A 22,811-nucleotide genomic window follows, 5' to 3' on the forward strand; every position below is an offset into this window, starting at 1 on the left:
AGCAGCGAAATCTGTTGATTTAGCTATACTGTCGTTACGCTTCCGACCTTGAACTGCTGCTATGGATAACTGGATCAGTCACTATCAACAACTTCCTCATGCCGACCAGCGCACGCAGTTCCTCAGTACCCTGGTGCATCACTACACCGAAGTGTTCGACGCTACCCAGAGCGGCTTCCTGCTGCTGGATGGCCAGTTAAGGGTTCTGTCGCATAATCAGCTGGCTGAAACCCTCTTCGGCTTTGTGCCCCGGCCCGGAGACCCAATGCCCCAGCCGGGCGATTTGTTTGAAGTCGACAGCGATGCCGACCCGGACGGGCACGACTGCATACTGACGCGGGCACTGCAGGAAGACCGCCCGCTGTCGACCATTCAAACGGTGCGCCGCGACGGAGAACGCCACTGGCTGCGTCTGAACGCCATTCCCGTCACCCTGATGGCCGATGCGCAGGTGCTGGTCGTTATTCAGGACGTCAGCGCTGAACAGCGATTGCAGCAAGATGTGGTGCAACAGCAGCAGGCGCTGGAGCAGGCCCGCACGAGGGATTCGCTAACCGGCCTGTTCAACCGGCGCTACATTCTCGATGAGCTCGGCCAGTTGAATGCCCTCGCCAAACGCTACCGCTCCCGGTTCTGCATCGCGCTGATCGACCTCGATCACTTCAAAGGCGTGAACGACACCTATGGTCATGCCGTAGCCGACACCGTGCTCCATACCCTGGGCGAACTGATTCAGGAAGAACTGCGTGACGCCGACATCAGCGCCCGTTACGGCGAGGAAGAGTTTATGGTGCTGATGCCGGAAACCGGCATCGACGCGGGCATCAGCACGCTCGACCGCCTGCGTCAGCGTTTCAGCGAAACCCGGGTGCCGGGCATCAAACGTTCTCTGACGCTGAGTGCCGGGGTGATTGAATGGCAACCGGGCTTGTCGCTCGAGCAGCTTGTGTTCAAGACCGACCAGCGCCTGGCCATGGCCAAATACGCCGGCCGTAACCAGGTGTGCGGAGATCTTTAGACCGCCGAGTCAGTCGTCAGTGCCTTGAACTCTGCATTACGACGCAGACCCTTGAACGAATCGTCGGTCTTAGCCTCGTCGCGATACGACGGTGTCAGGTTAATCGCCTTCTCCAGAAACTCCATCGCTACCGTCGGCTCATCGCTCTGAGCATAAGCACAGGCCATTTGATAATAGGCGTGGGCGTGGTCCGGGTCGATGTCGAGGGCTTGCTGGCTGAGGTTGATCGCCCATTTGGTTTCATCGATTTCCAGCGCCGCGTCAGCCTTGTAGGTCAGGGCCTCGGTGTCGAACGGGCGCAAGGTCAGAATCTGATCGTAGATCTGGATCTTGCTGTGCGGGTTGGTTTCCTGGCTGGCGCGCAGCCACAACGAATGAATCTCGTTGGTCTTTTCAATTTCTTCCCGGTTTTCCTCGATTACCTGCGACTTCTGCTTCAGGTTACGCTCCAGCGCTTTCAGCCGTTTCTCGTAGGAGGCTACCAGCTTGGAGACTTCGCGGTCCGCATAGGTGTGGGCCTTTTCCTTGATGTCGCGAATGTTGGCGTAGCCGACCACGACCAGCAGTGAGGTAACCCCGGCAATCAGGTAAAAGAAGTAGGTGACGGTATCGATGGAGTAGGTGACCGACTGGGTGGCCAGCTCCAACTGCTTGGCGTTCAGCTTGTCGGAGTACTCGACCCGGAAATTGGCCATATCGAGTCGCAGCTGGCGGACTTCATCCAGCAGGTAGCGTTCGATAAAGGGGTTGTACATGGCTTCGTCGAGGTCTTCGATGGCTTCAACGACGTCGTCTTCAGAGTAGGTATCGGCTGCCGAGGGCAGCCGGTCAGCGGGTTCACCCCAGGCTGGCAGGGCCAGCACTGAGATGATGAGCAAGGGAATTAGCCCAGTCAGGCTACGCATTGGCTTTTGTCCTGTTTGTTCGGTTCGATCAGTGTCTCGTGCAGCAGCTTCAGTGCCGCCTCATACTGATCGTCCTCGACAACAAGACGAATGTCTACCTGTCGCATGCCCTGATGAATCGCCAGCACGCTGATATTGGATTCCGCCAGCGACTGACTGATGCGCGCCAGAATGCCCGGCACGTTCATGTCACTGCCTATGACCGAGACCATGGAGATCTTGCGGCTGGAAATGTCCGCCCCTGGGTAGTAGCGTTCCAGGCGCGATTTGATGCGCTTGATCACCTTCAGGCCAGTATCGAGATACATGGTAACGGTGTTGGCGTTGTGTTCTTTGGCCAGCATCGGCACTTCGAAATCCTGCACCAGCTTCTGGATCTCCAAGAACTGATTCGGTTCGCCGACCATATCCTGATCGAACACATCCAGTGCAAAAATATGCGGTTTGCCAGCTACGATTTCGACGCACGGCTTTTCACTGCGGTAATCGTTGGTGATCAGCGTACCGTCGTGATCCGGCTCAAAGGTGTTCTTGACTCGCAAGGCAATGCCTTTCTGGCGCAAGCCTTTGGCCGCTTTCGGGTGAATCGCTTCCATCCCGATCAGCGACAGCTGGTCAGCCACGTCGTAGTTGGTACGACCGATGGGCATGACCTTGTCGGCACCGACGACTTTCGGGTCTGCCGTCGACAGGTGGTATTCCTTGTGGATCACCGCTTCACGGGCGTCGGTCAGTTCGGCGACCTTGCTGAAGGTAATCTCGCTGTAACCCCGGTCAAAAGTCTTCATCAGGCCTTCTTTGCACTGGGTGTAGCCAGTCACGATCGGCATTTCCTGGCTCAGGTCAAAGCGGCTGAAGGTCTTGTGGATTTTCTCATCCATCATCAGGTTGTCCGGCTCACGCCAGCCAGTCAGGTCGACAAAGCGGGCGTTGATGCCTTCGGCCTGCAGCAGCAGGGCGGTGTTAAAGGCACTGTGCGCCTCGCCAACACCGGCCAGCATTTCGCGCACGGTGGCCAGGTGCTCTTCAATCTGGAAATGACCGAATGAACAGACTCGCTGCAGGTCGAGCAGGCAACTGCGAATGCCTTCCATGCGTTCGGTAATAAACTGGTCGGCCTGTTTGCGCGAGTGCGGCATTTCAAACATGCGGGCATTCACTTCACGCATCGCCTTGGCCGCATCGGTCAGGCGTTCGCTCCACTCCCAGTCGGAGTCATCGTTGGCGAACAGGGCGTAGACACCGGGTTCCTTGCTCTTTTTGTGCTCGAGCAGCAAGTTGGTAATACCGCCGTAGGCCGATACCACAAAGATGCGCTGGTAGAGCGTTTCCGGGTCGCGGTGGATTTGTACAATATTATCGCGCACTGCGACGTAGTCGTTCATCGATGTCCCACCGATTTTCTCGACAGTATGCTGTGCCATTAACCTAAAACCTCCTGAGCTCTCACCGGACCGGTCTGCATGCGGCATGTCCTGCCGCGGCTGGTCTGGCTGACTCTGATTACACTGTATTGATTGCGCGCTGACAGCAGCGCTCTAATAAAACTGACCTAGATCGACCAAAAAACCGACTTCGGGCACTGATTGCTTACACCCAGTGCTCGAAAACGGTCTTGGAAGCCTGCTCGTCGGCAGGCTTCTCGATTATTGCGCCTCAGTCAGTAACGGCGTCCGCTTCCAGCGGGTAGGCACCGTCCGGGCCGTGAGTTTCCTTGCCATTCAACGGCGGGTTGAAGGCACAGGCCAGCTGCAGTTCTTTTGTGGCCTTCAGAATGTGATCATCATGCTTGTCGAGAATGTAGATCGTTCCCGGCTTGATGTCATGTTCGATGCCGGTGGCCTTATCGAGAATCGACCCTTCACCGGAAATGCAGTACACCGACTCCAGGTGATTCTTGTAATGAATCGGAGTTTCGGTGTTGGCATAAATGGTGGTGATGTGGAATGAGAACCCCATGCCATCATCTTTCAGCGACATGCGCACGCTTTCCCAGGTATCACTGGCGACACGGCGGTCGGATTTTCGGCATTCTTCAAGGGTACGTACAATCATTGACAATTCTCCTTTGGGCCTGCCCATGGGGCAGGCCAGTGTTTCCGCAACAAATGAGGGGGTAGCGCTGACTCAGCTGGCTTTCGCGCTAGCTTCCGGCAATACCTTGGCAAAAGCCGACTCGAGAATGTCGATGCCCTTGTTCAGATCGTCCAGCGGAATGGTCAGCGGACACAGGCATTTAACGACTTCATCCCAGGGACCGCTGGTTTCAACGATCAGGCCATTGGCGAAGGCCTCTTTGCAGATCGCACCGGCAATATCACCATCGGCGACCGCGATACCGCGCATCATGCCACGGCCTTTCAGGTGCATCTCAGATCCACCGAAACGCTTAATGATGTCGGTGAAGCGTTTCTCAAGGATGTCGGCACGCTTGGCAATTTCGCCTTCGAAGGCGTTGTCTTTCCAGTACTCTTCCAGCGCGACCCGGGCGGTGACAAAGGCCAGGTTGTTGCCACGGAAGGTACCGTTGTGTTCACCGGGTTCCCACTGGTCCAGTTCCGGACGCATCAGGGTCACCGCAAATGGCAGGCCATAACCCGACAGTGATTTGGACAGGGTAACGATGTCTGGCTTCACACCCGCCGGTTCAAAGCTGAAGAAGGTACCGGTGCGGCCACAACCCGCCTGAATATCATCAATAATAAACAGCATGTCGTGCTTGCGGCACAGGCTTTCCAGCTCCTGCAGCCAGTCCATGCGAGCGGCGTTCAGACCACCTTCGCCCTGAACGGTTTCTACGATAACGGCAGCGGGTACTTCAACGCCGCTGCCCGGGTCAGTCAGCATCTGGTCGAGTAATTTCAGGCCCATGAAGTCATCGCCCTCATGGCCGTAGTTGTCATAAGGGATGCGCGTCACATCGCCCAGCGATACACCGGCACCGCCACGCTGGCCTTTGTTACCCGTTACCGCCTGGGCACCCAGGGTGCATCCATGATAGCCGTTGGTGAACGAAACAATGCCGGCACGCCCTTTGGCCTTACGGGCAATTTTCAACGCCACTTCAACCGCGTTGGTGCCGGTTGGGCCGGTGAACTGTACCTTATAGTTCATGCCACGCGGCTCCATGATGATGTCCTTAAACGCTTGCAGGAAGCGCTCTTTGGCATCGGTGTACATATCGAGACCGTGGGTTACGCCATCGCTGGCTATGTAGTCGATCAGCGGTTTTTTCAGCAGATCGTTGTTGTGGCCATAGTTCAAGGTGCCGGCGCCCGCCAGAAAATCGATGTAGGACTGGCCGTCGCGGTTGGTCAGGCGAGCATTCTTGGCCGTGGTGAATACGGTGGGGAATGACCGGCAGTACGAACGAACTTGTGATTCAACCTGGTTAAAAATATCCATGTTGTGTCTCCAATGCTGTGAATTCAAAAAGGGTTAGTTAACTAAACGTTTCAATAAAGGTTTCGAAGCTGCACCAGGCCGCGTGTCTCAGCGACGGATGGGCCCAATGCGATACAGCTCTTCGGATTCGTGCTTGCCACCAAAATGCTGCTCTTTGTCGAACAGGACGCTGACGTCCAGCTCGGCTTCCCATTCCCGGGCCAATGACTTGAACAACCGCTGCGAGGGTTCGTTGTCCGGGGTTATGGTGGTTTCGAGCCAGTTGACGGTGTGCATCGAGTCGCGCGCCATCAGGTGCTGAATCATTTTCTTGGCCAGACCCTTGCCGCGTGCTGCTTCACCGACCACAACCTGCCACAAAAAGTAGGTATCCGGATTGCCCGGCTTTATATAGCCAGAAACAAACCCTACCAGTTCCCCGTCCAGCTCCGCTGCCACGGCGGTTTCGCCGAAATGCGTGGTCTGCAACAGGTTGCAGTACAGCGAATTGGTGTCCAGCGGCGGGCTTTGCTCTACCAGCCGATGAACGGCCAGACCTTCGTCGGACCGGGGTGTTCTCAATGTGATGCTCATCGTCAGTTGTTCACCTCGTTTGGCGACCCTCAGCGGGCCGGGCTGAACGTTAATTATGTATCTAATCTTTAGTATGCGAATCATTTTAACACAGTTACTGCCCTAAAGATCAAGCATGATGGCGACATCGTTTTGTGAAACCTTTCGCTTTCTAAAATTTAACTTGTGATGGAATGGGTAAAAAGGCTAATCTATATAGCGTCTCGAAATTGTTTCATTAGAGGACGAACCTTTTATCATGCGATATAATCTGGCCCTGATGGGCGACCAAACACCGTGGGTAAAGGACCAGACAATGAAACGAGTGGATGAAGTACTGGTGTCATTGCGCCGAATTATTCGCGCTACAGACATTCATTCGAAGCAGTTAAGCAAGCACAGCGGGCTGACCTCTCCCCAGTTACTGATACTGATGGCTATCAGCAAGCTTGGCGATGTCACCATAGGTACCGTCGCCAAGGACGTGAACCTCAGCCAGGCCACCGTAACGACCATTCTGGATCGACTTGAAAAGCGGGATCTGGTGCGGCGGGTACGCAGTGAGGTCGATCGGCGCCGGGTGCACGCGCAACTGACCGAGGAAGGCAATAAGGTCGTGGAAGACGCTCCCAGCCCGTTACAGGAGAGCTTCGTCGAGAAGTTCGATCAGTTGCCGGAGTGGGAACAGACCATGTTGCTGTCGAGCGTTCAAAAGCTGGCTGAGTTGATGCAGGCGTCCGATATTGACGCGTCGCCTGTGCTGTATGTGGGCGATGTGACGCACCACCTGACGGGCACCCAGGGACGTTAAGTCCCTGATATCCCGTTAGGCGGGTTCGCTGTCGGCGCTGTAGTACTCCTCCCGAAGCATTCCATAAAGTACCCCGGTTTCACCGTAATATCGGTCCGTTTCTTCGGTAAAACGCAGCCCGATACGCTCCATCACCCGGTGAGAGCGATAATTATCCGTCGTTGCGATTGCCCACACCGCGGGCAGTTCCAATTGCTCGAATCCGTACGCCATAACCTTGCTGGCCGCTTCAGTTGCCACACCCTTGCCCCAGTCCGGCTCCGCCAGGTGCCAGCCAATTTCGATATGTTCCGAAAAAGAGTCGTCACCAAACGGCAGCGCCTTGAGCAGGATGATGCCCGCCAGTCGGCCGCTGTCTTTCCAGCGGATGGTAAAGGTGCCGGAGCCCGGGGTATGAGCCTCCCAGCGTTCGGCACGATCAACGTAGAGTCGGGTCATCAGGCCCAGGTCTGGCGGGTCGATCCAGCCCAGGGGCAGGCGCACGGCCTCTGACTGATACATCGCCTGATGTTCCAGCAAGTCGGTTTCTGGGTTGTAGCGGTTTAACCGAAAGCGTTCGGTGTCCAGTTTCATGACCAGGGGCTCCCGTGCTGCACAAGACGGCATCGTGCCACTGCCGTGACGCTGCGTTCCATCCTGTGCATTTTTGTAAGGTGGGCTACCAATTGCGCAGCTCTGAACTACTTTCAACGGTGAGGCTTCGGAACTGAACCGGGCTTCACCTGTGATGGGGGGCTTACCCCTGTATGAGGGCGGTTGGGCTGGCTACTGCCGGGCTTAACGCCGGTGGTACCCACCGCCCCACTTTTCAGTACGACACCCAGCACGACCTCAATTGCCATAACCAGGCGCAAGCCAATGCACTCCTGTTTACTGCGGGCGCACGGTTAACTGCGTACTGCTCAGACGCACCTGCAACCGCACACTGTCGTTAGCGGGCACCGGCAAACTGATGCCTGCCTGGTCGTTGCGATTCTGGTCCCAGTGGGACAGGTCCAGCACGGCTTCAACCTCATGGCTGTTGCGGTTGGTCAGCACCAGTTCCCATTGCTGCCCGCTTAACGATTCGGTTCCCAGCGTCACCATGTCGGATGACCCTAGCGACAAGGTCGTCCGGGTTTCCTGTTCTGGCTGGTAATGCGTTTCAAGCAGGGCGACCTGTTGGTCCCAGACAGCGATCTGCAGCGGTCCGGCAATAGCGGGCAGGGCGTCGTCAGCGCTGACGGTCATGTGCCACTGGCCGGGCATACTGCCTTGCTGGCGTGTTGACCAGTTAAACCGATACTGGTGATCAACACGGGTCAAAGCCACTTCTTCAACCGGTATCCAGGCATGGCTGTTGGCCGGCATCCGGATGGGCTGATCGGAGCTCAGGGTGGCCTGGCCACTGCTGTCACCGGCCTGTGGGCGGCTTACGTCGGCCGACTCTGAGTCTGCCATGGCATTTCTTGCCATCATCATCACCGGTTGCTGGCTGCTCTGGGCATAGCTGTAGCCCGGTGCATTCAGGTCGTAATCGGCGTCATTGTGGAGCACCAGTTGTTGCAACAGCACCGGGTTGTCAGCGCGATAATCGAGGCTGTAACGAACCTCAGCCGACACCCGGTTATCAAACCAGGCATAGGCCAGGTCATTGGTGCGATCGTCTGGCTGATGCACCCGCAACGACAGGCTTTCTTCCTGGTTCTGGCCAACAACCCAGCTCAGCCGGTCCCAGGCGGTCTTCGGCAAGGAGCGGCGCACACCGGCCTGCGACAGGATCAGCACATCCTCCGTTACGCTGATGACGGTCCAGGAGCCCGGCCAGTCGCCAACCTGAACCAGCGAGCCTTCGCTGACCCAGGAAACGGCATCGGTCGATTGCCAGGTCACCTGCAGGTCTGGGTCGGTCGCCGACCACCAGAACGTTCCGGATGATAACTGCTCTACCGGCAGCGGCAGCGGTGTTTCGGCCTGACGCAGGGCGGCCGAACGGGCTACCCAGCTGCCATTACCGGTCAAATAAAGCCAATCGGCGGCAACGGGCTCCTGGGCTGCCGCAAACGGGGTGGCACAGATCAAGGCGGCACCGAGCAGCCCTGTTCGAGAAATGCTTAACGGATTCATGTTGTATCTCCCTGCAATCCGGCGTAGCGGAAATGGTTCACGGGGCCGGGTTGACCACGGACACCTCATCCGGTTCAGTGTAAAGCGCGCCTTCGGGATTGTCTTCTCCCTTACAGTGATCATACGCCCGGCCCAACCGCACTGGGTGGTGCATCAACCAATACCTGACAGCGCGGCGCTGTTGTGTTTTGCTTAGCGCGTGTATTCAAACGAGCGCCTGGCACACCGTGACCGACAGTCCGCTTTTCCACTATTCCCAGTTGCTGATCGACCATCTGCCCGAGGGCCTTGAGCTCGGTGTTCACGCCCTGTTCCTGGCGGTCACGGCGCTGGCCTTTTTGTTTCACCGGGCACACTGGTTTTTACTGGTGATCGTAGGCTGGGTTCTGTTCACTGTGCATCCCGACGCGCCAGGCACCCCGGTTTCGGTCTGGAGTATGGCGATTCTGTGGCTGGGCTGGCTGAGCGCCCAGTGGCGGGCTGACCATGCCTTGCGCCGCCCGACGATCTGGCTGCCGGGGCTGGTGCTCATCGCCGCCGCCGGAGCACAGGGCTTGTCACTGCCAGCGGCACTGCTGGCACCCGACCTCCCCGGGCTCAACCCACTGCCCGGCGTTGGTCTGCCTGGCATTACGCTGTGCCTGGCGTTTCTGGCCCTGCTGTCCATTCTGTTCCGATATTTTCTGGCGCCCGGGGCCAGTTGGCCATGGCAATTGTTGGGCTGGGCGCTAACGCTGTGGTTGAGCCTGCAGCCTGTGGGTACGCCTCTGGTATGGGCTGGCTGGGCTGCGGTCATTGCGGCCTTGCTGATGACCGATGCCTACTCGGTCGCCTACCGCGACGCCCTGACCGGCATTCCCAACCGCCGGGCCCTGACCCAGATGCAGCGCACCCTTGGCCGGCACTACGCCATTGCCATGGGAGATGTCGACCATTTCAAGTCATTTAACGACACTTGGGGCCACGAGACAGGCGATCAGGTACTGAAGCTCGTGGCGCGGGTACTGTCGCAGCATCGCTTGCCGGTGAAGGTGTTCCGGTACGGTGGGGAGGAGTTCACCCTGGTGTTCAGGGGGATGACGGCTGATCAGGCGACGCCAGTGCTGGACACCCTGCGCGAGCGCGTTGCCGCCTATCCGTTAACGGTTCGCAAACCCGGCCGACCGGCTTCCGGGCGCAAGGGCAAACGCCAGCGCGGCCAGCCCAGCCCGGCCAAACAGGTCAGTGTGACGTTGTCATTCGGTGTGACCGACGCCTCCCGGGGGGATGCCACTCCCGACGCCGCACTGCAACGAGCGGACAAGGCGCTCTATAAAGCCAAACAGGCGGGGCGTAATTGCGTCAGGGCGGGTTAGTGTCTTGAGCCCTTATGTCTTGGAAGGATAGGGCACGTACCCATCATCGCCGGGAACCGTATCAAACTGATGGTTTTGCCAGCGCTGCCGGGCGTCGTCGATCAACGCCGGGTCTGTTGCCACGAAATTCCAGTCCATCCGTCGCGGGCCCAGGGGTTCGCCACCGAATACCACAAAATGAGCGCCTGCTTCCCAACTGATCGTCAGCGATTCACCGGTTACCAGTAACTGGTGTCTATCCATCGGTTGCTGCTGGGCACTGAGTTCACCTTTCAGTAAATAAAGCCCCCATTGCCAGGTTTCCGAGGGTTTCTGCATCGTGATCTGGCCTGCCTGCTGGCTGCGACTGTCGAGCAACACCAGGGGTGAATCAACCTCTGCCGGTGCTCGCCGTGTTTGCCATTCTCCGGCTACCAGCACCCAGTCGGCGCCGGCTTCCTGCCAGTGGGGCAAGTCATTGCCTGCGACATGTTCGAAGCGAGGCGTGCCGGTTTCAGTGGCTTCAGGCTGGGCGACCCAGAACTGCAGACCCTCTATCGGGCTGTCGATTTGCCGTTCAGACTCCGGGCTGCGTTCGGAGTGCGCGATGCCATGGCCTGCGGTCATCCAGTTCAGATCCCCCGGGGCGATGACCTGATCACTGCCGAGAGAATCCTTATGCACCATCTTGCCGGCAAACAGCCAGGTAACCGTCGCCAGACCGATGTGCGGATGAGGGGGGACATCGACGCCCTGGCCTTTGGGCAGAGTGTGCGGGCCCATGTGATCCAGAAACACAAAGGGGCCACAGTGACGCGCGGCCGACTGGGGCAATACCCGGCGAATGGGCAGGCCCATCAGGTCCTGCTCGCGCGGGCGTAATAGAGTCGGTTCAGTGGGGGTTGTCATGAAGCCTCGTCAATACATAGGCTTGCAACGCGATGGCGTCGTTTTCATCGAGCTTTTGCCATTGCAAACCAATGGTGCTGGTGCCTTTTTCACTGTCGAGCACGAAGGAGCGAACGATGCCCTGCAAGCGCATTACTTTCTCCACCGAGCCCAGATCGAGCTTGGTGATCAGAGTGATCACTTCACCGGGATCAATCGCCTGAACCCGGGCTCGCAGTCGCCCGCCATCGGTACTGAGATCGATGATCTCAGCGTTATTGCGCTCGCCCTGGTACACCAGGGTCGCATGCACGCTAACCTTGGCGCGCACAGCCTTGCGCACTTCGCCAAGGAACAACTGGTTGGGCATCGCCAGGTGCAAATGCGGGAAGGGCGACACCGACACATGAATGACGTGGGTGCGAAACGCGCAGGCGCCGTTAATCTTGTTGGCGAATAAACGGACGTTCAGATTGGTGTCGAGTTTGACGGAAATCGGATGACCGTGTGCCAGCGGTGTGGTCACAATGACGGATTTACCGGGCCGGTAGCCGACCAGAATGCTTCGGTCACGCTCAGTGGTATAGCCGTCGATCTCCAGCTGCAGTGGTTGGCCGGGTAACAGCTGCAATGATTCGAAGGTCGCGGTCTTGGTTTCGGGTTTGTCTGCCATGAGGGCTCAGAGTCCATGTGCCTTGCCACAGAATAGACACTATTGGCGCCAACCTCTATACCCGTGTATCGCCGAAGGCGCATTCGCGCCCCCTCCTTAAAGGTTTTTGAAAAAAGCGTCCTGCCTTTTTCAAGACCACGAGAATCAAAAAATGTGATTTTTGCTTCTCTCCAAAACCGATGACCAGGCGGTCATCGGTTTTGCCGTAACTTTCCTGTTACGGAAAGTTAGTGGCTTCGGCGCAGCATCAGGAAAAATGCCGCCAGGGCAATGGCCAACAACACGGCACTGCCATACGTCAGGCCTTCGACCATGGTGAGGCCGAGAATGAAATTCGGCGAATAGCCACACATAGCCCAGACTTCGAATACGTTCGGAAACCAGACATCCAGCGGCAGCCAGCTAGGGAAACCCGCATCGAAGTTGCACACGCCCTGGTAGGTACCGCGCTCAACCTGCATAGCACGATAGCTGCGCTCCATCAGGCCAGCGACACTGACGATAACACCCAGCTGGGCGATCAGACGGCCCCAATACAACCGGAACAACACCAGACCGACACTGCCGGCAATGATGCCGCCAAGCGTCCACACCCGGGCGTGAATGCACAGTACGCAAGGCGGTTCATCGAGCACATGCTGGTAAAACAGCGCAACGCCTTCCAGACCCAGGCCTACAAGCACAATGGCCAGCCAATACCAGGGGGTAAGCAGCAGGCGGTGCAGTCGGTTCAACATCTCAAATCCTTAGTCATTAAATACGGAACGGCCCGTTAGATACTCCGGCCATTCTAACGGCAATTCAGGCGAAATCGGGAGTCTCAACGGTCACGGTTTACCGGCCCATGACAGTTCCACCAGCACAGGGTAATGATCGCTGGGGTAAATACCTTGATAGGCGTCATCAAACCGTTGCAACCGGCCGACCGGGCTTAAGGCCGGGTTGACCAGAATGTGGTCGATCGCCGGAATCAGATGCCAGCCCCGGTTATGGTGAAAGGTGCTTCCCGCCGGCCGCAACAAGTCAAGCCCCTGCTTTTTCAGAAACCCCATGGGCGACCAGAACGACGGCGCATTGAAATCGCCCAGCACAACCGTGGGCACCCCGACATCGAGCCAGGGCTCAATGCGTTCGGCGACCAGCCTCGCCGACAGCCGCCGGTTACGGCCGCTGCCATAATCGAAATGATTGTTGACCACCACCAGCCGCTCGCCACTGTCGCGATGCTCAAGATCTACCCAGGTGGTGAACGCCGGGTAGGAATCGTTAAAGGTGCGGCTGTAGATCTCGTCGGGCGTCTCGGAATAGAAAAACCAGCCCTGGTCGCGCAGTACAAACGAATCGGTGCGAAACAGGATCGGTTGAGTAATGGGGAACTCGGCGGCATCGCCGTAGGCACCAACGCTGTAGTCCGGATAGTGCTCCAATACCCAATCGAGCTGACGATTTTCGGTATTAAAATGCCCGCCGACGAAGGTCTCCATTTCCTGAAAGGCAATGATGTCGGCCTGCATCTCGCCAATGACCTGACGCACGGCATCGCGCCGCTCATCCCAGACAATATCGTCCTGGTTCGGCGTGGTGTAGTGGATGTTAAAGGAAGCAACCCGAACGGTTTCGGCCGGTGCCGCCAGCGCCCAGCTCAGCAACAGACATAGCGCCAGAGCGGGCTTCGCAGCCCGCCCGTATTGACCAGCCTGACACCTTGGGATCACACACACCCTATCGGTACAGAGTTTTCATGAATTCAGGCACGGCCAGTGCGCCCCGGTGAATATCCGCGTTGTAATACCGGGTGCCAAAGGCCTTGTCTCGGGCGGCCTGCTCGCGAAAGTCGGTCACCGTCAGGCCCTTGCTGGCCAGGGTACAGCTCCACCAGCCCGACGGATAAATCGGTTGGGGAAAGGGCAGGGTATGGTGCGATTCAAACCCGGCCGCGCGCATTTCACCGATCATTTCCGCGATCAGATTATCGGTATGGAACAGCGGGCTTTCACTTTGCTGCACCAGCAGACCATCGTCACCCAGAGCGCGCAGGCAATGACCAAAGAATTCCCGGTTGAACAAACCAGCCGCCGGTCCAACCGGGTCGGTTGAATCTACAATAATCAGATCCAGCTCGCCCGGCTGGCAATTCTTGATCCAGGCAATGCCATCTTCAAACAACAGGCTGGCCCGTGGGTCGCCGTTGGCTTCACACAACTCGGGGAAATGAATTTCCGACAACCGGGTCACCCGCTCATCAATTTCCACCTGCCAGACTTGCTCAAGCCCGGGGTGACGCAAGACTTCGCGCAAGGTACCGCAATCGCCACCACCAATTACCAGCACCTTTTTCGGATCCGGGTGCGTAAACAACGCCGGGTGCGTCATCATCTCGTGGTACAGGAAGTTATCCTTGTCGGTCACCATATAACAGCCATCAAGCACCATCAGCTTGCCCCAGTGCCGGGTCTGATAGATCTCAATGTGCTGAAAAGCGCTCTGCTCTTCGTGCAATTTGGCAGTCACTTCCAGTGAGAAGGCCGAGCCTTCCGGTGACCAGACTTCGGTGAACCAGTTTTCGTTTTCGGGCATTACTGACATGAGTGTTCCTGATAACTTTGGGCAACCCTGAGGTTGGTGAGAATAGATGATATTTCCAGGCTGTGCCGGGGCTAATTATTCAAGTTTCGAAGTTCGCGATACAGGCTAGCGCCGGCTGCCAGGGATGCTCATGCGGGGGTATCTGAGGCATGGATGCCGAAGCTAAGCCTACATGGACGTATTCACGGCGACCCCGCAGGAGCATCCCTGGTAGCCGGCGCGGGTTCATGGCGTTGCAGCCAACTGAACTCCAAACTTGCATTATTAGCTTTGTACTCGCTCGATTCGACCAACCGGCTTGAGGCTATGCAGGCGGCGAATGACCCGGGCTAGGTGCTGTCTGCTGGCGACCGACACCGTCAGGTTCAGGCGGCTGATCGTCGCATCACGCTCCTGCATTTCGATGCTCTCGATGTTGGCATCGGCCTGGGAGACCGCATTGGCGACACTGGCCAGCACGCCCCGGGCGTTGCGCATCTCGACCCGCAGGTCGACCACAAACTCGCCTTCCATCGACTTTTCCCAGCGCAGGTGCACACAGCGATCCGGGTCTTTGCGCATGTCGACAATGTTGCGGCAACTGTCGACGTGAATCACCATGCCCTTGCCCTTGCTGATGACGCCAACAATGGGGTCACCGGGGATCGGCCGACAGCACTTGCCGTAGCTGATCAACAAGCCCTCGGTCCCCTTCACGGTCATCGCCTTGTCGTGACTTTCGCTGCCTTCGAGCGGGGCTTCACGGCTTAACATGCGACGCGCCACCACATAGGCTACGCGGTTGCCGAGGCCTATGTCTTCAAGCAGGCTGTCCATTTTTTCCAGACCGTATTCATGCAACAGCGTCGCCTGCGTTTCCTCCGACAGGGCCTCCAGCTCGGTATCGAAATTCTTCAAAGCGTTGTTCAGCAGCTTGCGACCCAGCGCAATCGAATCAGCTTGCTTCAGATTCTTCAGGAAATGGCGGATGTTCGAGCGCGCCTTGGCGGTAATCACAAAATTCACCCAGGCCGGGTTGGGCCGGGCACCGGGGGCCGTGATCACCTTGATGGTATCGCCGCTTTCCAGCGGCTGGCTCAGCGGTGCGATCTGGCGGTTGATCAGACAGCCGACACAGCTGTTGCCAATATCCGTGTGCACCGCATAGGCGAAATCGACCGCCGTGGCGCCCCTGGGCATTTCCAGAATTTTGCCTTTGGGGGTAAAGACGTAAATCTCGTCCGGAAACAGGTCGATCTTGACGTTTTCAATGAACTCGACCGGGTTACCGGCCCGCTCCTGCATTTCCAGCAGCCCTTTAACCCAGCGCCGGGCGCGGGCATGGGTCGGGCTCGATTCGGACGAATCGTCGTTCTTGTACAACCAGTGCGCAGCAATGCCGTGGTTGGCCATGTCTTCCATTTCCTGGGTGCGGATCTGGATCTCAATCGGCACCCCGTTCATACCGATCAGCGTGGTGTGCAGGCTCTGGTAGCCGTTCGCCTTGGGAATGGCAATGTAGTCCTTGAAGCGGTTCGGTACCGGCTTGTAGAAATTGTGCACAATGCCCAGCACCCGGTAACAGGCATCGACCGAGTCGGTAATGATGCGGAAACCGTAAACGTCGAGAATTTCCTGCAGCGTCTTGCGCTGATCGCGCATCTTGCTGTAGATCGAGAACAGATGCTTTTCCCGGCCAACCACCTGCACTGACAGCGCTTCGTGATCGATGCGTTCCTGCAGTGCCTGGCGGATCTGCACCAGCAATTCCTTGCGATGCCCGCGGCTTTGCCGGATCGCCTTGGCTATGCGCTTGGAGCGCAGCGGGTACAGGGATTCAAAGGCCAGATTTTCCAGCTCGATACGCAAGTCGTTGATGCCCAGGCGCAGCGCAATGGGGGCGTAGATATCGAGCGTTTCCCGGGCCTTGCGGCGTTTTTTCTCGGGCGGCATGGCGCCCAGGGTGCGCATGTTGTGCAGCCGGTCGGCCAGTTTGACCAGAATGACGCGGATGTCCTTCGACATCGCCAACACCATTTTCTGGAAGTTCTCGGCCTGCTCTTCTTTTTTGGTCTCGAACTCCAGGTGGGTCAGCTTGGACACACCGTCGACCAGCTCGGCCACGCCCGGGCCAAACTGCTCGCTCAGGGCTTCCTTGGTGACCGCCGTGTCTTCAATCACATCGTGCAGCATGGCGGCCATCAGGCTTTGGTGGTCCATGTGCATTTCAGACAGGATGTTCGCCACCGCCAGCGGGTGGGTTATGTACCGTTCACCACTGCGCCGCATCTGCCCCTCGTGGGCTTGCTCGGCGTAATAATAAGCGCGTTTCACCCGGCGCACCTTTTCCGGTGCCAGGTAAGATTCGAGCCGCTTGGTCAGCGCGTCGACGGTGGGCAAGGCAGGATCGTCCAATAACAGTGATAGAGGCACGGTTTTAAAGGCCTCCGCTGGTTCGAGTGTAATGAAAGCACAAAACACAGCAATAAAAAAACCGGGTCAGAGCCCGGTTTTTTTACTATCGACCCTTAAGGCCGACTGTATTGAGTGTCTAAATCACTCTTCAAGCTCGTCGAGAATCGACGGAGTGATCTTTTTTCCGGCGATTTCACGCAGCGCGATCACCGTCGGTTTGTCGTTCTCGATCGGTACCAGGGGCTCAGCGCCATCGTTGGCAATTTGGCGGGCACGCTTGCTGGCGACCATGATCAGTTCAAAACGATTTGCCACATTTTCCAGGCAATCTTCAACAGTGACTCGAGCCATCAAGGTCTCCTACGGGTGATATAGCCATTACGGACGCGGGATTGTACGCGGATTGAGCAAAAGCTCAAGGGGCACGTACCTGTCTGTCAATACCATCGACGATTACGGGTTGAGCAACTCAATGAACAGGTCACCATGAGTCTGCTGCTGCTTCGACAAAGTCATCCGGTTGGCGATGAAGATGGCGCAGAGTTCATCCAGCGACTTATAAAAGTCGTCATTGACCACGACAAAGTCGTACTCGTGGTAATGCGACATTTCGCTGGTGGCATCTTTCATGCGCCGGGCAATGACCTCAGTACTGTCCTGAGCACGCTTCTCCAGGCGCTCCTGCAGGGCCTCACGCGAAGGCGGCAGGATGAAAATGCCTTTGGTGTCGGGCATTTGCCGGCGAATTTGCTGGGCGCCCTGCCAGTCGATTTCCAGTATTACATCGTGGCCCAGATCCAGCTGGCTCTGCACCCAGACCTGACTGGTGCCGTAGTAATTATCGAAAACCTGAGCGTGTTCCAGAAACTCGCTGCGGTTAACGCTCGCCAGAAAGGTTTCAGTCGACACAAAATGGTAATGCTGGCCGTCTTCCTCACCCGGTCGCATTGGCCGAGTGGTGTGCGAAATCGACAGATACACAAAGGGCAACCGCTTGATCAGTGCATTCACCAGGCTGCTCTTGCCTGCACCCGATGGCGCCGAAATCATATACAGGGTGCCGGGTGCCACCGTGCGTTTGCCGGTGCCAGAGGTTGGGGAAAGTGAGGTCATTGCGTGCGTCTGCCTTATCGAAGCCGGGAGTGGGAATAAGGCGACCTATTATAGGGGGTTTTCAGCCAATCAGCATGGTTGATTCCGTAGCCACTGATCCAGAGAGGCTCTGATACTGACTTACACAGGATTTACCACCTACGGAAAGCCGGACCGGCCAAGGCCTGCAGAGACAGTCACCCGCTTATGACGAGTCGGCTGCCTGGCATCGATATAGCCCGGCCGTCAGGCCTGCCATAAACTCTCGCCATCCCAGTTACTGAGGTTATACCAGCCACTCATGAGCCTGCTGATCGCGTTTGCTGTGCTGTCCATTGCCGTCTCCTTTATCTGTTCGATTCTGGAAGCGGCGCTGCTGTCGATCACCCCGAGCTACATCGCGCACCAGAGGGGCGAACGCCCCGAGTTGCACCAGAAACTGCGCCAGCTGAAAGAGCACATCGACCAGCCGCTGGCCGCCATTCTGACCCTGAATACCGTTGCGCATACCGTCGGCGCCACCGGCGTCGGCGCGCAAGTGGCGGTGGTCTTTGGTGACGGTTACCTCGCCGTCGCCTCCGCGATCATGACCCTGCTGATTCTGTTGTTGTCCGAGATCATTCCGAAAACCGTGGGTGCCCGTTATTGGCCAGCGCTGGCGCCTTATTTGCCGTTCACTCTCAGAATGCTGATTCTGGTCTTCAAACCCTTTATCTGGCTCTCAGACCAGGTGATGAAGCTGTTTGGCACCGGGAAATTCGAAAGCAACGTACGCCAGGAAATCAAAGCGCTGGCCGCCCTTGGCCGCGAACACCAGGCCCTGGATGCCGATGAGCAGCGGGTGATATCGAACATTCTGGATCTGCACGACATGAAAGTACGGCAGATACTGACGCCCCGCTCCGTATGCGTGACCGTGCGACCGGACGAGAGCGTCGAAGCCTTCGTCGAACGGGTGAAGACCGGCCAGTTTTCCCGCTACCCGGTGCTCGACAAAGCCGAAGAGCCACTGGGCATCGTGTTCCGCCACGACGTACTCGATTTGAACGGCAAGACCACCGTCGCCGACGTGATGAAACCCATCAGCGTGGTGTCCGACCAGCTATCGGCCGAGAAACTCATGGCCCGGCTGATGGAAGAGCGCCAGCATATGTGCCTGGTGTACGACGAATACGGCACCTGGCTGGGCCTGGTGACGCTTGAAGACATCATCGAAACCATCATCGGCCAGTCGATCATCGACGAAACCGACAACATCCCCGACATGCGCCGCCTGGCCAGGCGTCGGTGGAAGCACCGGCTGAAAGACCTGTCGGAGAGCTGACCTTAGCTGGATCAGACGTTCCGCGACTGATCCACCACAATCAGCTCATCCAACTCAAACCCCTCCGCTTCAGCACGCGCTTTGAACTGCGCCATCGCCGCGTCACTCACCTCGGGCGTTCTGGACAGAAACCACAGGGTGCCCCGGTCAGAGCCCGTCAGATATGCCCTGTCATAGCGCTCTTTGTCCAGATCAAATACCACATAAGAGGCGTAAAAAGGCCCGAAGAACGACACTTTCAGATGCCCCACATCGCGGTCGCCAACGAACGCGGCCCGGCCTTCGGCTTGCTGCCATTCGCCGTCTTCTTCGTTATAGCCACGATTGAGCACACGAATACTGCCGTCATCATTCGGACTGTACTCGGCGGTTACATTGCTCAGGCCACGTTCAAAACGATGGTCGAGCCGGGCTATCTCATACCAGGTGCCCAGATACCTATCGGGTTCAAACCCAGTGACGGGGTCAATGCCTTTGGGCAGACCGGTGCACGCGGTTAACAGCAGTAAAGCGATGGCGGGTGCAATTAGGCGTAGGGTCGTCATGTTGCCTCTCTGGGTTGTCTATTCATCGGTGTTGCACTGCACCATAATGCCAGTGGCGCCGTTAAAAAGGGGGGTCATCCATGTCAGACAGAGTCTTTACCCACCTGCTGGATCAAATACACCGCTGCCAGGAATGCGCCCGGCACTTGCCACGGGCACCCAAGCCCATCCTGCAGGCTGACCCGCGCGCCTCCATTCTGATCGCCGGCCAGGCACCCGGGCGTCGCGCTCATGACAGCGGTGTACCCTTTGATGATGCCAGTGGTGACCGGTTACGCATTTGGCTGGGCGTGGATCGGACTACGTTTTATGACCCTGCCCACTTTGCCATTGTACCCATGGGGTTTTGCTACCCCGGCAAGGCAGGCGGCGGTGATGCACCGCCCAGGCCTGAATGCGCTGACCTGTGGCACTCGAAGTTGCTTGAAGCACTGCCCAACATTCAATTGACCCTGGTGCTGGGCCGCTATGCACTGGCCTATCACTTGCCACAGTTGGGCACCACCATAACCGGGGCTGTCGAGCAATGGGAGGATGTCTGGCCAGACTACCTGCCACTGCCGCACCCCAGCCCGAGAAATCAGGCCTGGTTCAAGCATAATCCGTGGTTTGAGGGGCAGGTTTTGCCCACACTGCAGGCGCAGGTACAACGCTTGGTGTCGATCTGATAAGGCGGCTTTTGCATCTGTCGAGTGTGGTTAGCGATAGCTGGCCAGAATCCGGTCAACTGCCTGACTGAATTCCAACGAGTCGAGCACGGTATCAATGCGCGTCAGCATCTCGATTGCGTCAGGGTGGGCTGAATGAATGCCAACGTGGAATGGAATGCTGGCGTTGGGTATGAAACGGACCGGTTCAAACGCAATCTGATCTTCATAACCCAACTGTTTGGCGATGTGTACCGCCTGTTCAGCCGGCATCACCATAAAATCACCCGCTTGGCGTCGCACCAGCATGTGCATCATGGTATCCGTATGGCCCAACAAAAGGGTATCCAGGGTCGCCGGAATATTATCCCTTTCCCACTCGGCACCCTGCTGGCCGATAAACGTGAGCCCTTGTAAGTCTTCAAAACTGCGAGCTTGCTCGATGCGTTGGCGCTGCGGGTGATCACGGCGGTAGATCAGGTAGCCAAAGTCGATATGAAACAGGGGGGTATTGCTGAACAGCGCATACGTCTTACGATCACTGGAAGGGTAGGTAACAAACCCGTCGATTTGGCCCGTTTCTACCGCGCGTTGCATCCGCACCCAGGGTCCTGCAGTCATCGTCACCGAGTCGTCTGGTAAGCGGTCGAACAGTTCAGCCGTCAAGTCGGGAATGATGCCTTGTGCCTCGCCGGGCCCTCCGTCACTGACCGGTGGCTCATCTTCGGCAAACCCCATCACCCAGTCCTGCGCCGTTGCTTGCAAGCCTGTTAGCCCCAGGCACAACACAAAACAGGGCCAAACCAACGCTTTGCGACAACGATTGATCCGTCGTAGCACCGGCACTTCGGTGGCCTTGGTTGAACTGGGCTCTGGGCGTTTCATTCGATATTTTGCACCTGCTCGCGCATTTGTTCGATTAACACTTTCAGGTCCACTGAGGCTTGTGTCACCCGGCTGTTGGTGGCTTTGGACCCCAGGGTATTGGCTTCGCGGTTGAACTCCTGCATCAGAAAATCGAGCCGCCGCCCAATAGACCCTTTCTGGCTGAGAATGTGCCGAACTTCTCTGGTATGGGTCACGAGGCGATCCAGTTCTTCTGCTACGTCGGCTTTCTGGGCGAGAATCACGACCTCCTGCTCCAGCCGGTCCGGCTCGAGGTCCACTTGCAACTGAACCGCTTTGGCTCTCAGGGAATCCCGGAAACTGGCCACCCAGCCCGGCATTTCCTCGCGCAGCACCTCGACAATGGCGTCGATCTCGTCGAGCCGGTCGCTGATCATCTTGCCCAGCTCCTGGCCTTCACGGCGTCGGTGGGCCATAAAGTCGGTGAGGGCGGCGTCGAACAGGGAACGCATGGTGTTGAACACGGCCTCCATATCCACCGCTTCCTCGGCGAGAATGCCGGGGTACTGCAACAGCGCGAGCGCATCCGGCATCGGACTGTCGGCAACGTTATCGCGTACTTTGTGAAGCGCTGCGTTCAGCGCTTGCAATCGTTCGACGTTAACGTCCAGCCCGGCACTGGCCTGGTTCGGGTAAAACCGTAACTGAACGTCGACCTTGCCGCGTTTGACCTGTTTCTTCAGGGCTTCGCGCAGGGGCATTTCCACCGGCTTCAGAGTGTCTGGCTGGCGAAACGTCGGTTCCAGGTAGCGGTGATTCACCGAACGAATTTCGACCGACAGGGTACCGAAGGCGGTGTCTTCCTCGCGCCGGGCGAAGGCGGTCATGCTGTCGGTCATGGCTCAGGCCTCCGTATTCAGCGCGGCACGCTGGATGTCACACAGCTCCGCGACTCCTTTGCCCGCTAACGCCAGCATGGCGTTCAGCTCTTCAGGCTGGAACGGCTCGCCTTCGGCCGTGCCCTGAATCTCAATAAAGCCGCCGTCGCCGGTCATGATCACGTTCAAATCCGTATCGCAGGTGCTGTCCTCAGCATAGTCCAGATCCAGCACCGGGGTGTTCTGCCAGATGCCGACCGAGACGGCGGCGATGGGGTGGCGGATCGGGTTGGTCTTGATCATGCCGTTTTCCAGCATGTGGTTAACGGCATCGGTCAGGGCCACAAAGGCACCGGTAATGGCCGCGGTGCGGGTGCCGCCGTCGGCCTGAATCACGTCGCAGTCAAGGGTGATGCTGTGTTCGCCAAGCGCCGTCATATCGACCGCAGCGCGCAACGAACGACCGATTAACCGGCCGATTTCCACGGTCCGACCGCCCTGCTTGCCACGCGCGGCTTCGCGCTGGTTGCGGGAGCCGGTAGCGCGCGGCAGCATGCCGTATTCGGCGGTTACCCAACCCTGGCCCTTGCCCTTCAGAAAACGCGGCACGCTGGTTTCAACGCTGGCGGTCACGATGACCTGGGTGTCCCCAAAACTGACCAGTACCGAGCCTTCGGCGTGCTTGGTGAAACCGCGTTGAATGCTGACGGGGCGAAGTTGATCCGGTGTACGACCGCTTGGGCGCATAGGGTAAAGCCTTTCACTGATTGATGAACCCGACAGTATAGAGGTCGGGCTCGCCTGTGC

General features: G+C 57.7%; 24 protein-coding genes. 5 read left to right on the plus strand and 19 right to left on the minus strand.

Annotated features, from left to right (window positions below):
* Positions 1-61: 61 nt before the first annotated feature.
* Positions 62-1,018: a GGDEF domain-containing protein gene (locus ACHUE7_RS15660; protein WP_394170823.1), complete on the plus strand. Its 957-nt coding sequence runs from the start codon at positions 62-64 to the stop codon at positions 1,016-1,018.
* On the opposite strand, the gene ACHUE7_RS15665 is transcribed toward ACHUE7_RS15660, so the two are convergent.
* From ACHUE7_RS15665 to ectA, 5 genes are all read right to left on the minus strand, one after another.
* Positions 1,015-1,923, minus strand: coding sequence for a tetratricopeptide repeat protein (locus ACHUE7_RS15665; protein ID WP_394170824.1), 909 nt, complete (start codon positions 1,921-1,923; stop codon positions 1,015-1,017). The two genes, ACHUE7_RS15660 and ACHUE7_RS15665, sit on opposite strands and share 4 nt — an antisense overlap.
* Positions 1,911-3,347, minus strand: coding sequence for an aspartate kinase (locus ACHUE7_RS15670; protein WP_213678948.1), 1,437 nt, complete (start codon positions 3,345-3,347; stop codon positions 1,911-1,913). Before ACHUE7_RS15670 ends, ACHUE7_RS15665 begins: the two co-directional genes overlap by 13 nt.
* A gap of 232 nt (positions 3,348-3,579) precedes the next feature.
* A complete protein-coding gene (locus ACHUE7_RS15675; RefSeq protein ID WP_394170825.1) occupies positions 3,580-3,978 on the minus strand; it encodes an ectoine synthase in 399 nt (132 codons plus the stop codon).
* 72 nt (positions 3,979-4,050) lie between these two features.
* The gene (ectB, locus tag ACHUE7_RS15680; RefSeq protein ID WP_394170826.1) at positions 4,051-5,328 is read right to left on the minus strand and encodes a diaminobutyrate--2-oxoglutarate transaminase; all 1,278 of its coding nucleotides are present in this window, start codon (positions 5,326-5,328) and stop codon (positions 4,051-4,053) included.
* A gap of 87 nt (positions 5,329-5,415) precedes the next feature.
* The gene (gene ectA, locus ACHUE7_RS15685; protein ID WP_394170827.1) at positions 5,416-5,901 is read right to left on the minus strand and encodes a diaminobutyrate acetyltransferase; all 486 of its coding nucleotides are present in this window, start codon (positions 5,899-5,901) and stop codon (positions 5,416-5,418) included.
* Between the two features lie 238 nt (positions 5,902-6,139).
* Between ectA and ACHUE7_RS15690 the strand changes: the two genes are divergently transcribed.
* The gene (locus tag ACHUE7_RS15690; protein ID WP_348475003.1) at positions 6,140-6,691 is read left to right on the plus strand and encodes a MarR family winged helix-turn-helix transcriptional regulator; all 552 of its coding nucleotides are present in this window, start codon (positions 6,140-6,142) and stop codon (positions 6,689-6,691) included.
* 15 nt (positions 6,692-6,706) lie between these two features.
* Here ACHUE7_RS15690 and ACHUE7_RS15695 read toward each other — a convergent pair whose 3' ends face one another.
* Both ACHUE7_RS15695 and ACHUE7_RS15700 read right to left on the minus strand, forming a co-directional pair.
* Positions 6,707-7,264: a GNAT family N-acetyltransferase gene (locus ACHUE7_RS15695; RefSeq protein ID WP_394170828.1), complete on the minus strand. Its 558-nt coding sequence runs from the start codon at positions 7,262-7,264 to the stop codon at positions 6,707-6,709.
* Positions 7,265-7,561: 297 nt separating this feature from the next.
* The gene (locus ACHUE7_RS15700; protein WP_394170829.1) at positions 7,562-8,797 is read right to left on the minus strand and encodes a hypothetical protein; all 1,236 of its coding nucleotides are present in this window, start codon (positions 8,795-8,797) and stop codon (positions 7,562-7,564) included.
* A gap of 227 nt (positions 8,798-9,024) precedes the next feature.
* On the opposite strand from ACHUE7_RS15700, the gene ACHUE7_RS15705 reads away from it, so the two are divergent.
* The gene (locus tag ACHUE7_RS15705; protein ID WP_394170830.1) at positions 9,025-10,152 is read left to right on the plus strand and encodes a GGDEF domain-containing protein; all 1,128 of its coding nucleotides are present in this window, start codon (positions 9,025-9,027) and stop codon (positions 10,150-10,152) included.
* Between the two features lie 12 nt (positions 10,153-10,164).
* Here the strand turns inward: ACHUE7_RS15705 and ACHUE7_RS15710 are convergent, their stop codons facing one another.
* The 8 genes from ACHUE7_RS15710 to gmk form a co-directional block, all read right to left on the minus strand.
* The gene (locus ACHUE7_RS15710) at positions 10,165-11,040 is read right to left on the minus strand and encodes a pirin family protein (protein ID WP_394170831.1); all 876 of its coding nucleotides are present in this window, start codon (positions 11,038-11,040) and stop codon (positions 10,165-10,167) included.
* Positions 11,024-11,692 carry a flagellar brake protein gene (locus ACHUE7_RS15715; RefSeq protein WP_348474998.1) on the minus strand — a complete coding sequence of 223 codons (669 nt, stop codon included), beginning with the start codon at positions 11,690-11,692 and terminating at the stop codon, positions 11,024-11,026. Before ACHUE7_RS15715 ends, ACHUE7_RS15710 begins: the two co-directional genes overlap by 17 nt.
* A gap of 227 nt (positions 11,693-11,919) precedes the next feature.
* Positions 11,920-12,429 carry a disulfide bond formation protein B gene (locus ACHUE7_RS15720; protein ID WP_394170832.1) on the minus strand — a complete coding sequence of 170 codons (510 nt, stop codon included), beginning with the start codon at positions 12,427-12,429 and terminating at the stop codon, positions 11,920-11,922.
* Between the two features lie 90 nt (positions 12,430-12,519).
* On the minus strand, positions 12,520-13,407 hold the full coding sequence (locus ACHUE7_RS15725; protein WP_394170833.1) for an endonuclease/exonuclease/phosphatase family protein: 888 nt from the start codon (positions 13,405-13,407) through the stop codon (positions 12,520-12,522).
* A gap of 7 nt (positions 13,408-13,414) precedes the next feature.
* Positions 13,415-14,278, minus strand: coding sequence for a polyamine aminopropyltransferase (gene speE / locus ACHUE7_RS15730; protein WP_394170834.1), 864 nt, complete (start codon positions 14,276-14,278; stop codon positions 13,415-13,417).
* 264 nt (positions 14,279-14,542) lie between these two features.
* Complete coding sequence (gene spoT / locus ACHUE7_RS15735; RefSeq protein WP_394171075.1) at positions 14,543-16,657, minus strand: bifunctional GTP diphosphokinase/guanosine-3',5'-bis pyrophosphate 3'-pyrophosphohydrolase; 2,115 nt, start codon at positions 16,655-16,657, stop codon at positions 14,543-14,545.
* Between the two features lie 156 nt (positions 16,658-16,813).
* Positions 16,814-17,023, minus strand: a complete 210-nt coding sequence (gene rpoZ, locus ACHUE7_RS15740) for a DNA-directed RNA polymerase subunit omega (RefSeq protein ID WP_028670271.1) — start codon at positions 17,021-17,023, stop codon at positions 16,814-16,816.
* A gap of 102 nt (positions 17,024-17,125) precedes the next feature.
* Complete coding sequence (gene gmk / locus ACHUE7_RS15745; RefSeq protein WP_394170835.1) at positions 17,126-17,785, minus strand: guanylate kinase; 660 nt, start codon at positions 17,783-17,785, stop codon at positions 17,126-17,128.
* Positions 17,786-18,065: 280 nt separating this feature from the next.
* Between gmk and ACHUE7_RS15750 the strand changes: the two genes are divergently transcribed.
* Positions 18,066-19,088 carry a CNNM domain-containing protein gene (locus tag ACHUE7_RS15750; RefSeq protein WP_394170836.1) on the plus strand — a complete coding sequence of 341 codons (1,023 nt, stop codon included), beginning with the start codon at positions 18,066-18,068 and terminating at the stop codon, positions 19,086-19,088.
* Positions 19,089-19,099: 11 nt separating this feature from the next.
* Here ACHUE7_RS15750 and ACHUE7_RS15755 read toward each other — a convergent pair whose 3' ends face one another.
* On the minus strand, positions 19,100-19,633 hold the full coding sequence (locus ACHUE7_RS15755) for a lipocalin family protein (RefSeq protein ID WP_394170837.1): 534 nt from the start codon (positions 19,631-19,633) through the stop codon (positions 19,100-19,102).
* Between the two features lie 80 nt (positions 19,634-19,713).
* Between ACHUE7_RS15755 and ACHUE7_RS15760 the strand changes: the two genes are divergently transcribed.
* Positions 19,714-20,301 (plus strand): uracil-DNA glycosylase family protein, encoded by a 588-nt coding sequence (locus ACHUE7_RS15760; protein ID WP_394170838.1) that lies wholly within the window; start codon positions 19,714-19,716, stop codon positions 20,299-20,301.
* 30 nt (positions 20,302-20,331) lie between these two features.
* Here the strand turns inward: ACHUE7_RS15760 and ACHUE7_RS15765 are convergent, their stop codons facing one another.
* Genes ACHUE7_RS15765 through rph form a run of 3 tightly spaced genes read right to left on the minus strand, consistent with a single transcriptional unit; the run spans position 20,332 to position 22,751 of the window.
* Positions 20,332-21,165, minus strand: coding sequence for a substrate-binding periplasmic protein (locus tag ACHUE7_RS15765; RefSeq protein WP_394170839.1), 834 nt, complete (start codon positions 21,163-21,165; stop codon positions 20,332-20,334).
* The gene (locus ACHUE7_RS15770; RefSeq protein ID WP_394170840.1) at positions 21,162-22,025 is read right to left on the minus strand and encodes a YicC/YloC family endoribonuclease; all 864 of its coding nucleotides are present in this window, start codon (positions 22,023-22,025) and stop codon (positions 21,162-21,164) included. The genes ACHUE7_RS15765 and ACHUE7_RS15770 overlap by 4 nt, the downstream gene beginning before the upstream one ends.
* Before the next feature lie 3 nt (positions 22,026-22,028).
* Positions 22,029-22,751, minus strand: a complete 723-nt coding sequence (gene rph / locus ACHUE7_RS15775) for a ribonuclease PH (protein WP_394170841.1) — start codon at positions 22,749-22,751, stop codon at positions 22,029-22,031.
* Positions 22,752-22,811: the final 60 nt, after the last annotated feature.

Source organism: Saccharospirillum alexandrii (assembly GCF_043641555.1).
Taxonomy (GTDB): Bacteria; Pseudomonadota; Gammaproteobacteria; order Pseudomonadales; family Natronospirillaceae; genus Saccharospirillum; species Saccharospirillum alexandrii_A.

Bases quoted from the DNA above. Each gene is read 5' to 3' on its own strand.
- ACHUE7_RS15660 (WP_394170823.1), top strand. From the start codon at position 62: ATGGATAACTGGATCAGTCACTATCAACAACTTCCTCATGCCGACCAG.
- ACHUE7_RS15665 (WP_394170824.1), bottom strand. From the start codon at position 1,923: ATGCGTAGCCTGACTGGGCTAATTCCCTTGCTCATCATCTCAGTGCTG.
- ACHUE7_RS15670 (WP_213678948.1), bottom strand. From the start codon at position 3,347: ATGGCACAGCATACTGTCGAGAAAATCGGTGGGACATCGATGAACGAC.
- ACHUE7_RS15675 (WP_394170825.1), bottom strand. From the start codon at position 3,978: ATGATTGTACGTACCCTTGAAGAATGCCGAAAATCCGACCGCCGTGTC.
- ectB (WP_394170826.1), bottom strand. From the start codon at position 5,328: ATGGATATTTTTAACCAGGTTGAATCACAAGTTCGTTCGTACTGCCGG.
- ectA (WP_394170827.1), bottom strand. From the start codon at position 5,901: ATGAGCATCACATTGAGAACACCCCGGTCCGACGAAGGTCTGGCCGTT.
- ACHUE7_RS15690 (WP_348475003.1), top strand. From the start codon at position 6,140: ATGCGATATAATCTGGCCCTGATGGGCGACCAAACACCGTGGGTAAAG.
- ACHUE7_RS15695 (WP_394170828.1), bottom strand. From the start codon at position 7,264: ATGAAACTGGACACCGAACGCTTTCGGTTAAACCGCTACAACCCAGAA.
- ACHUE7_RS15700 (WP_394170829.1), bottom strand. From the start codon at position 8,797: ATGAATCCGTTAAGCATTTCTCGAACAGGGCTGCTCGGTGCCGCCTTG.
- ACHUE7_RS15710 (WP_394170831.1), bottom strand. From the start codon at position 11,040: ATGACAACCCCCACTGAACCGACTCTATTACGCCCGCGCGAGCAGGAC.
- ACHUE7_RS15715 (WP_348474998.1), bottom strand. From the start codon at position 11,692: ATGGCAGACAAACCCGAAACCAAGACCGCGACCTTCGAATCATTGCAG.
- ACHUE7_RS15720 (WP_394170832.1), bottom strand. From the start codon at position 12,429: ATGTTGAACCGACTGCACCGCCTGCTGCTTACCCCCTGGTATTGGCTG.
- speE (WP_394170834.1), bottom strand. From the start codon at position 14,278: ATGTCAGTAATGCCCGAAAACGAAAACTGGTTCACCGAAGTCTGGTCA.
- rpoZ (WP_028670271.1), bottom strand. From the start codon at position 17,023: ATGGCTCGAGTCACTGTTGAAGATTGCCTGGAAAATGTGGCAAATCGT.
- gmk (WP_394170835.1), bottom strand. From the start codon at position 17,785: ATGACCTCACTTTCCCCAACCTCTGGCACCGGCAAACGCACGGTGGCA.
- ACHUE7_RS15750 (WP_394170836.1), top strand. From the start codon at position 18,066: ATGAGCCTGCTGATCGCGTTTGCTGTGCTGTCCATTGCCGTCTCCTTT.
- ACHUE7_RS15755 (WP_394170837.1), bottom strand. From the start codon at position 19,633: ATGACGACCCTACGCCTAATTGCACCCGCCATCGCTTTACTGCTGTTA.
- ACHUE7_RS15760 (WP_394170838.1), top strand. From the start codon at position 19,714: ATGTCAGACAGAGTCTTTACCCACCTGCTGGATCAAATACACCGCTGC.
- ACHUE7_RS15765 (WP_394170839.1), bottom strand. From the start codon at position 21,165: ATGAAACGCCCAGAGCCCAGTTCAACCAAGGCCACCGAAGTGCCGGTG.
- ACHUE7_RS15770 (WP_394170840.1), bottom strand. From the start codon at position 22,025: ATGACCGACAGCATGACCGCCTTCGCCCGGCGCGAGGAAGACACCGCC.
- rph (WP_394170841.1), bottom strand. From the start codon at position 22,751: ATGCGCCCAAGCGGTCGTACACCGGATCAACTTCGCCCCGTCAGCATT.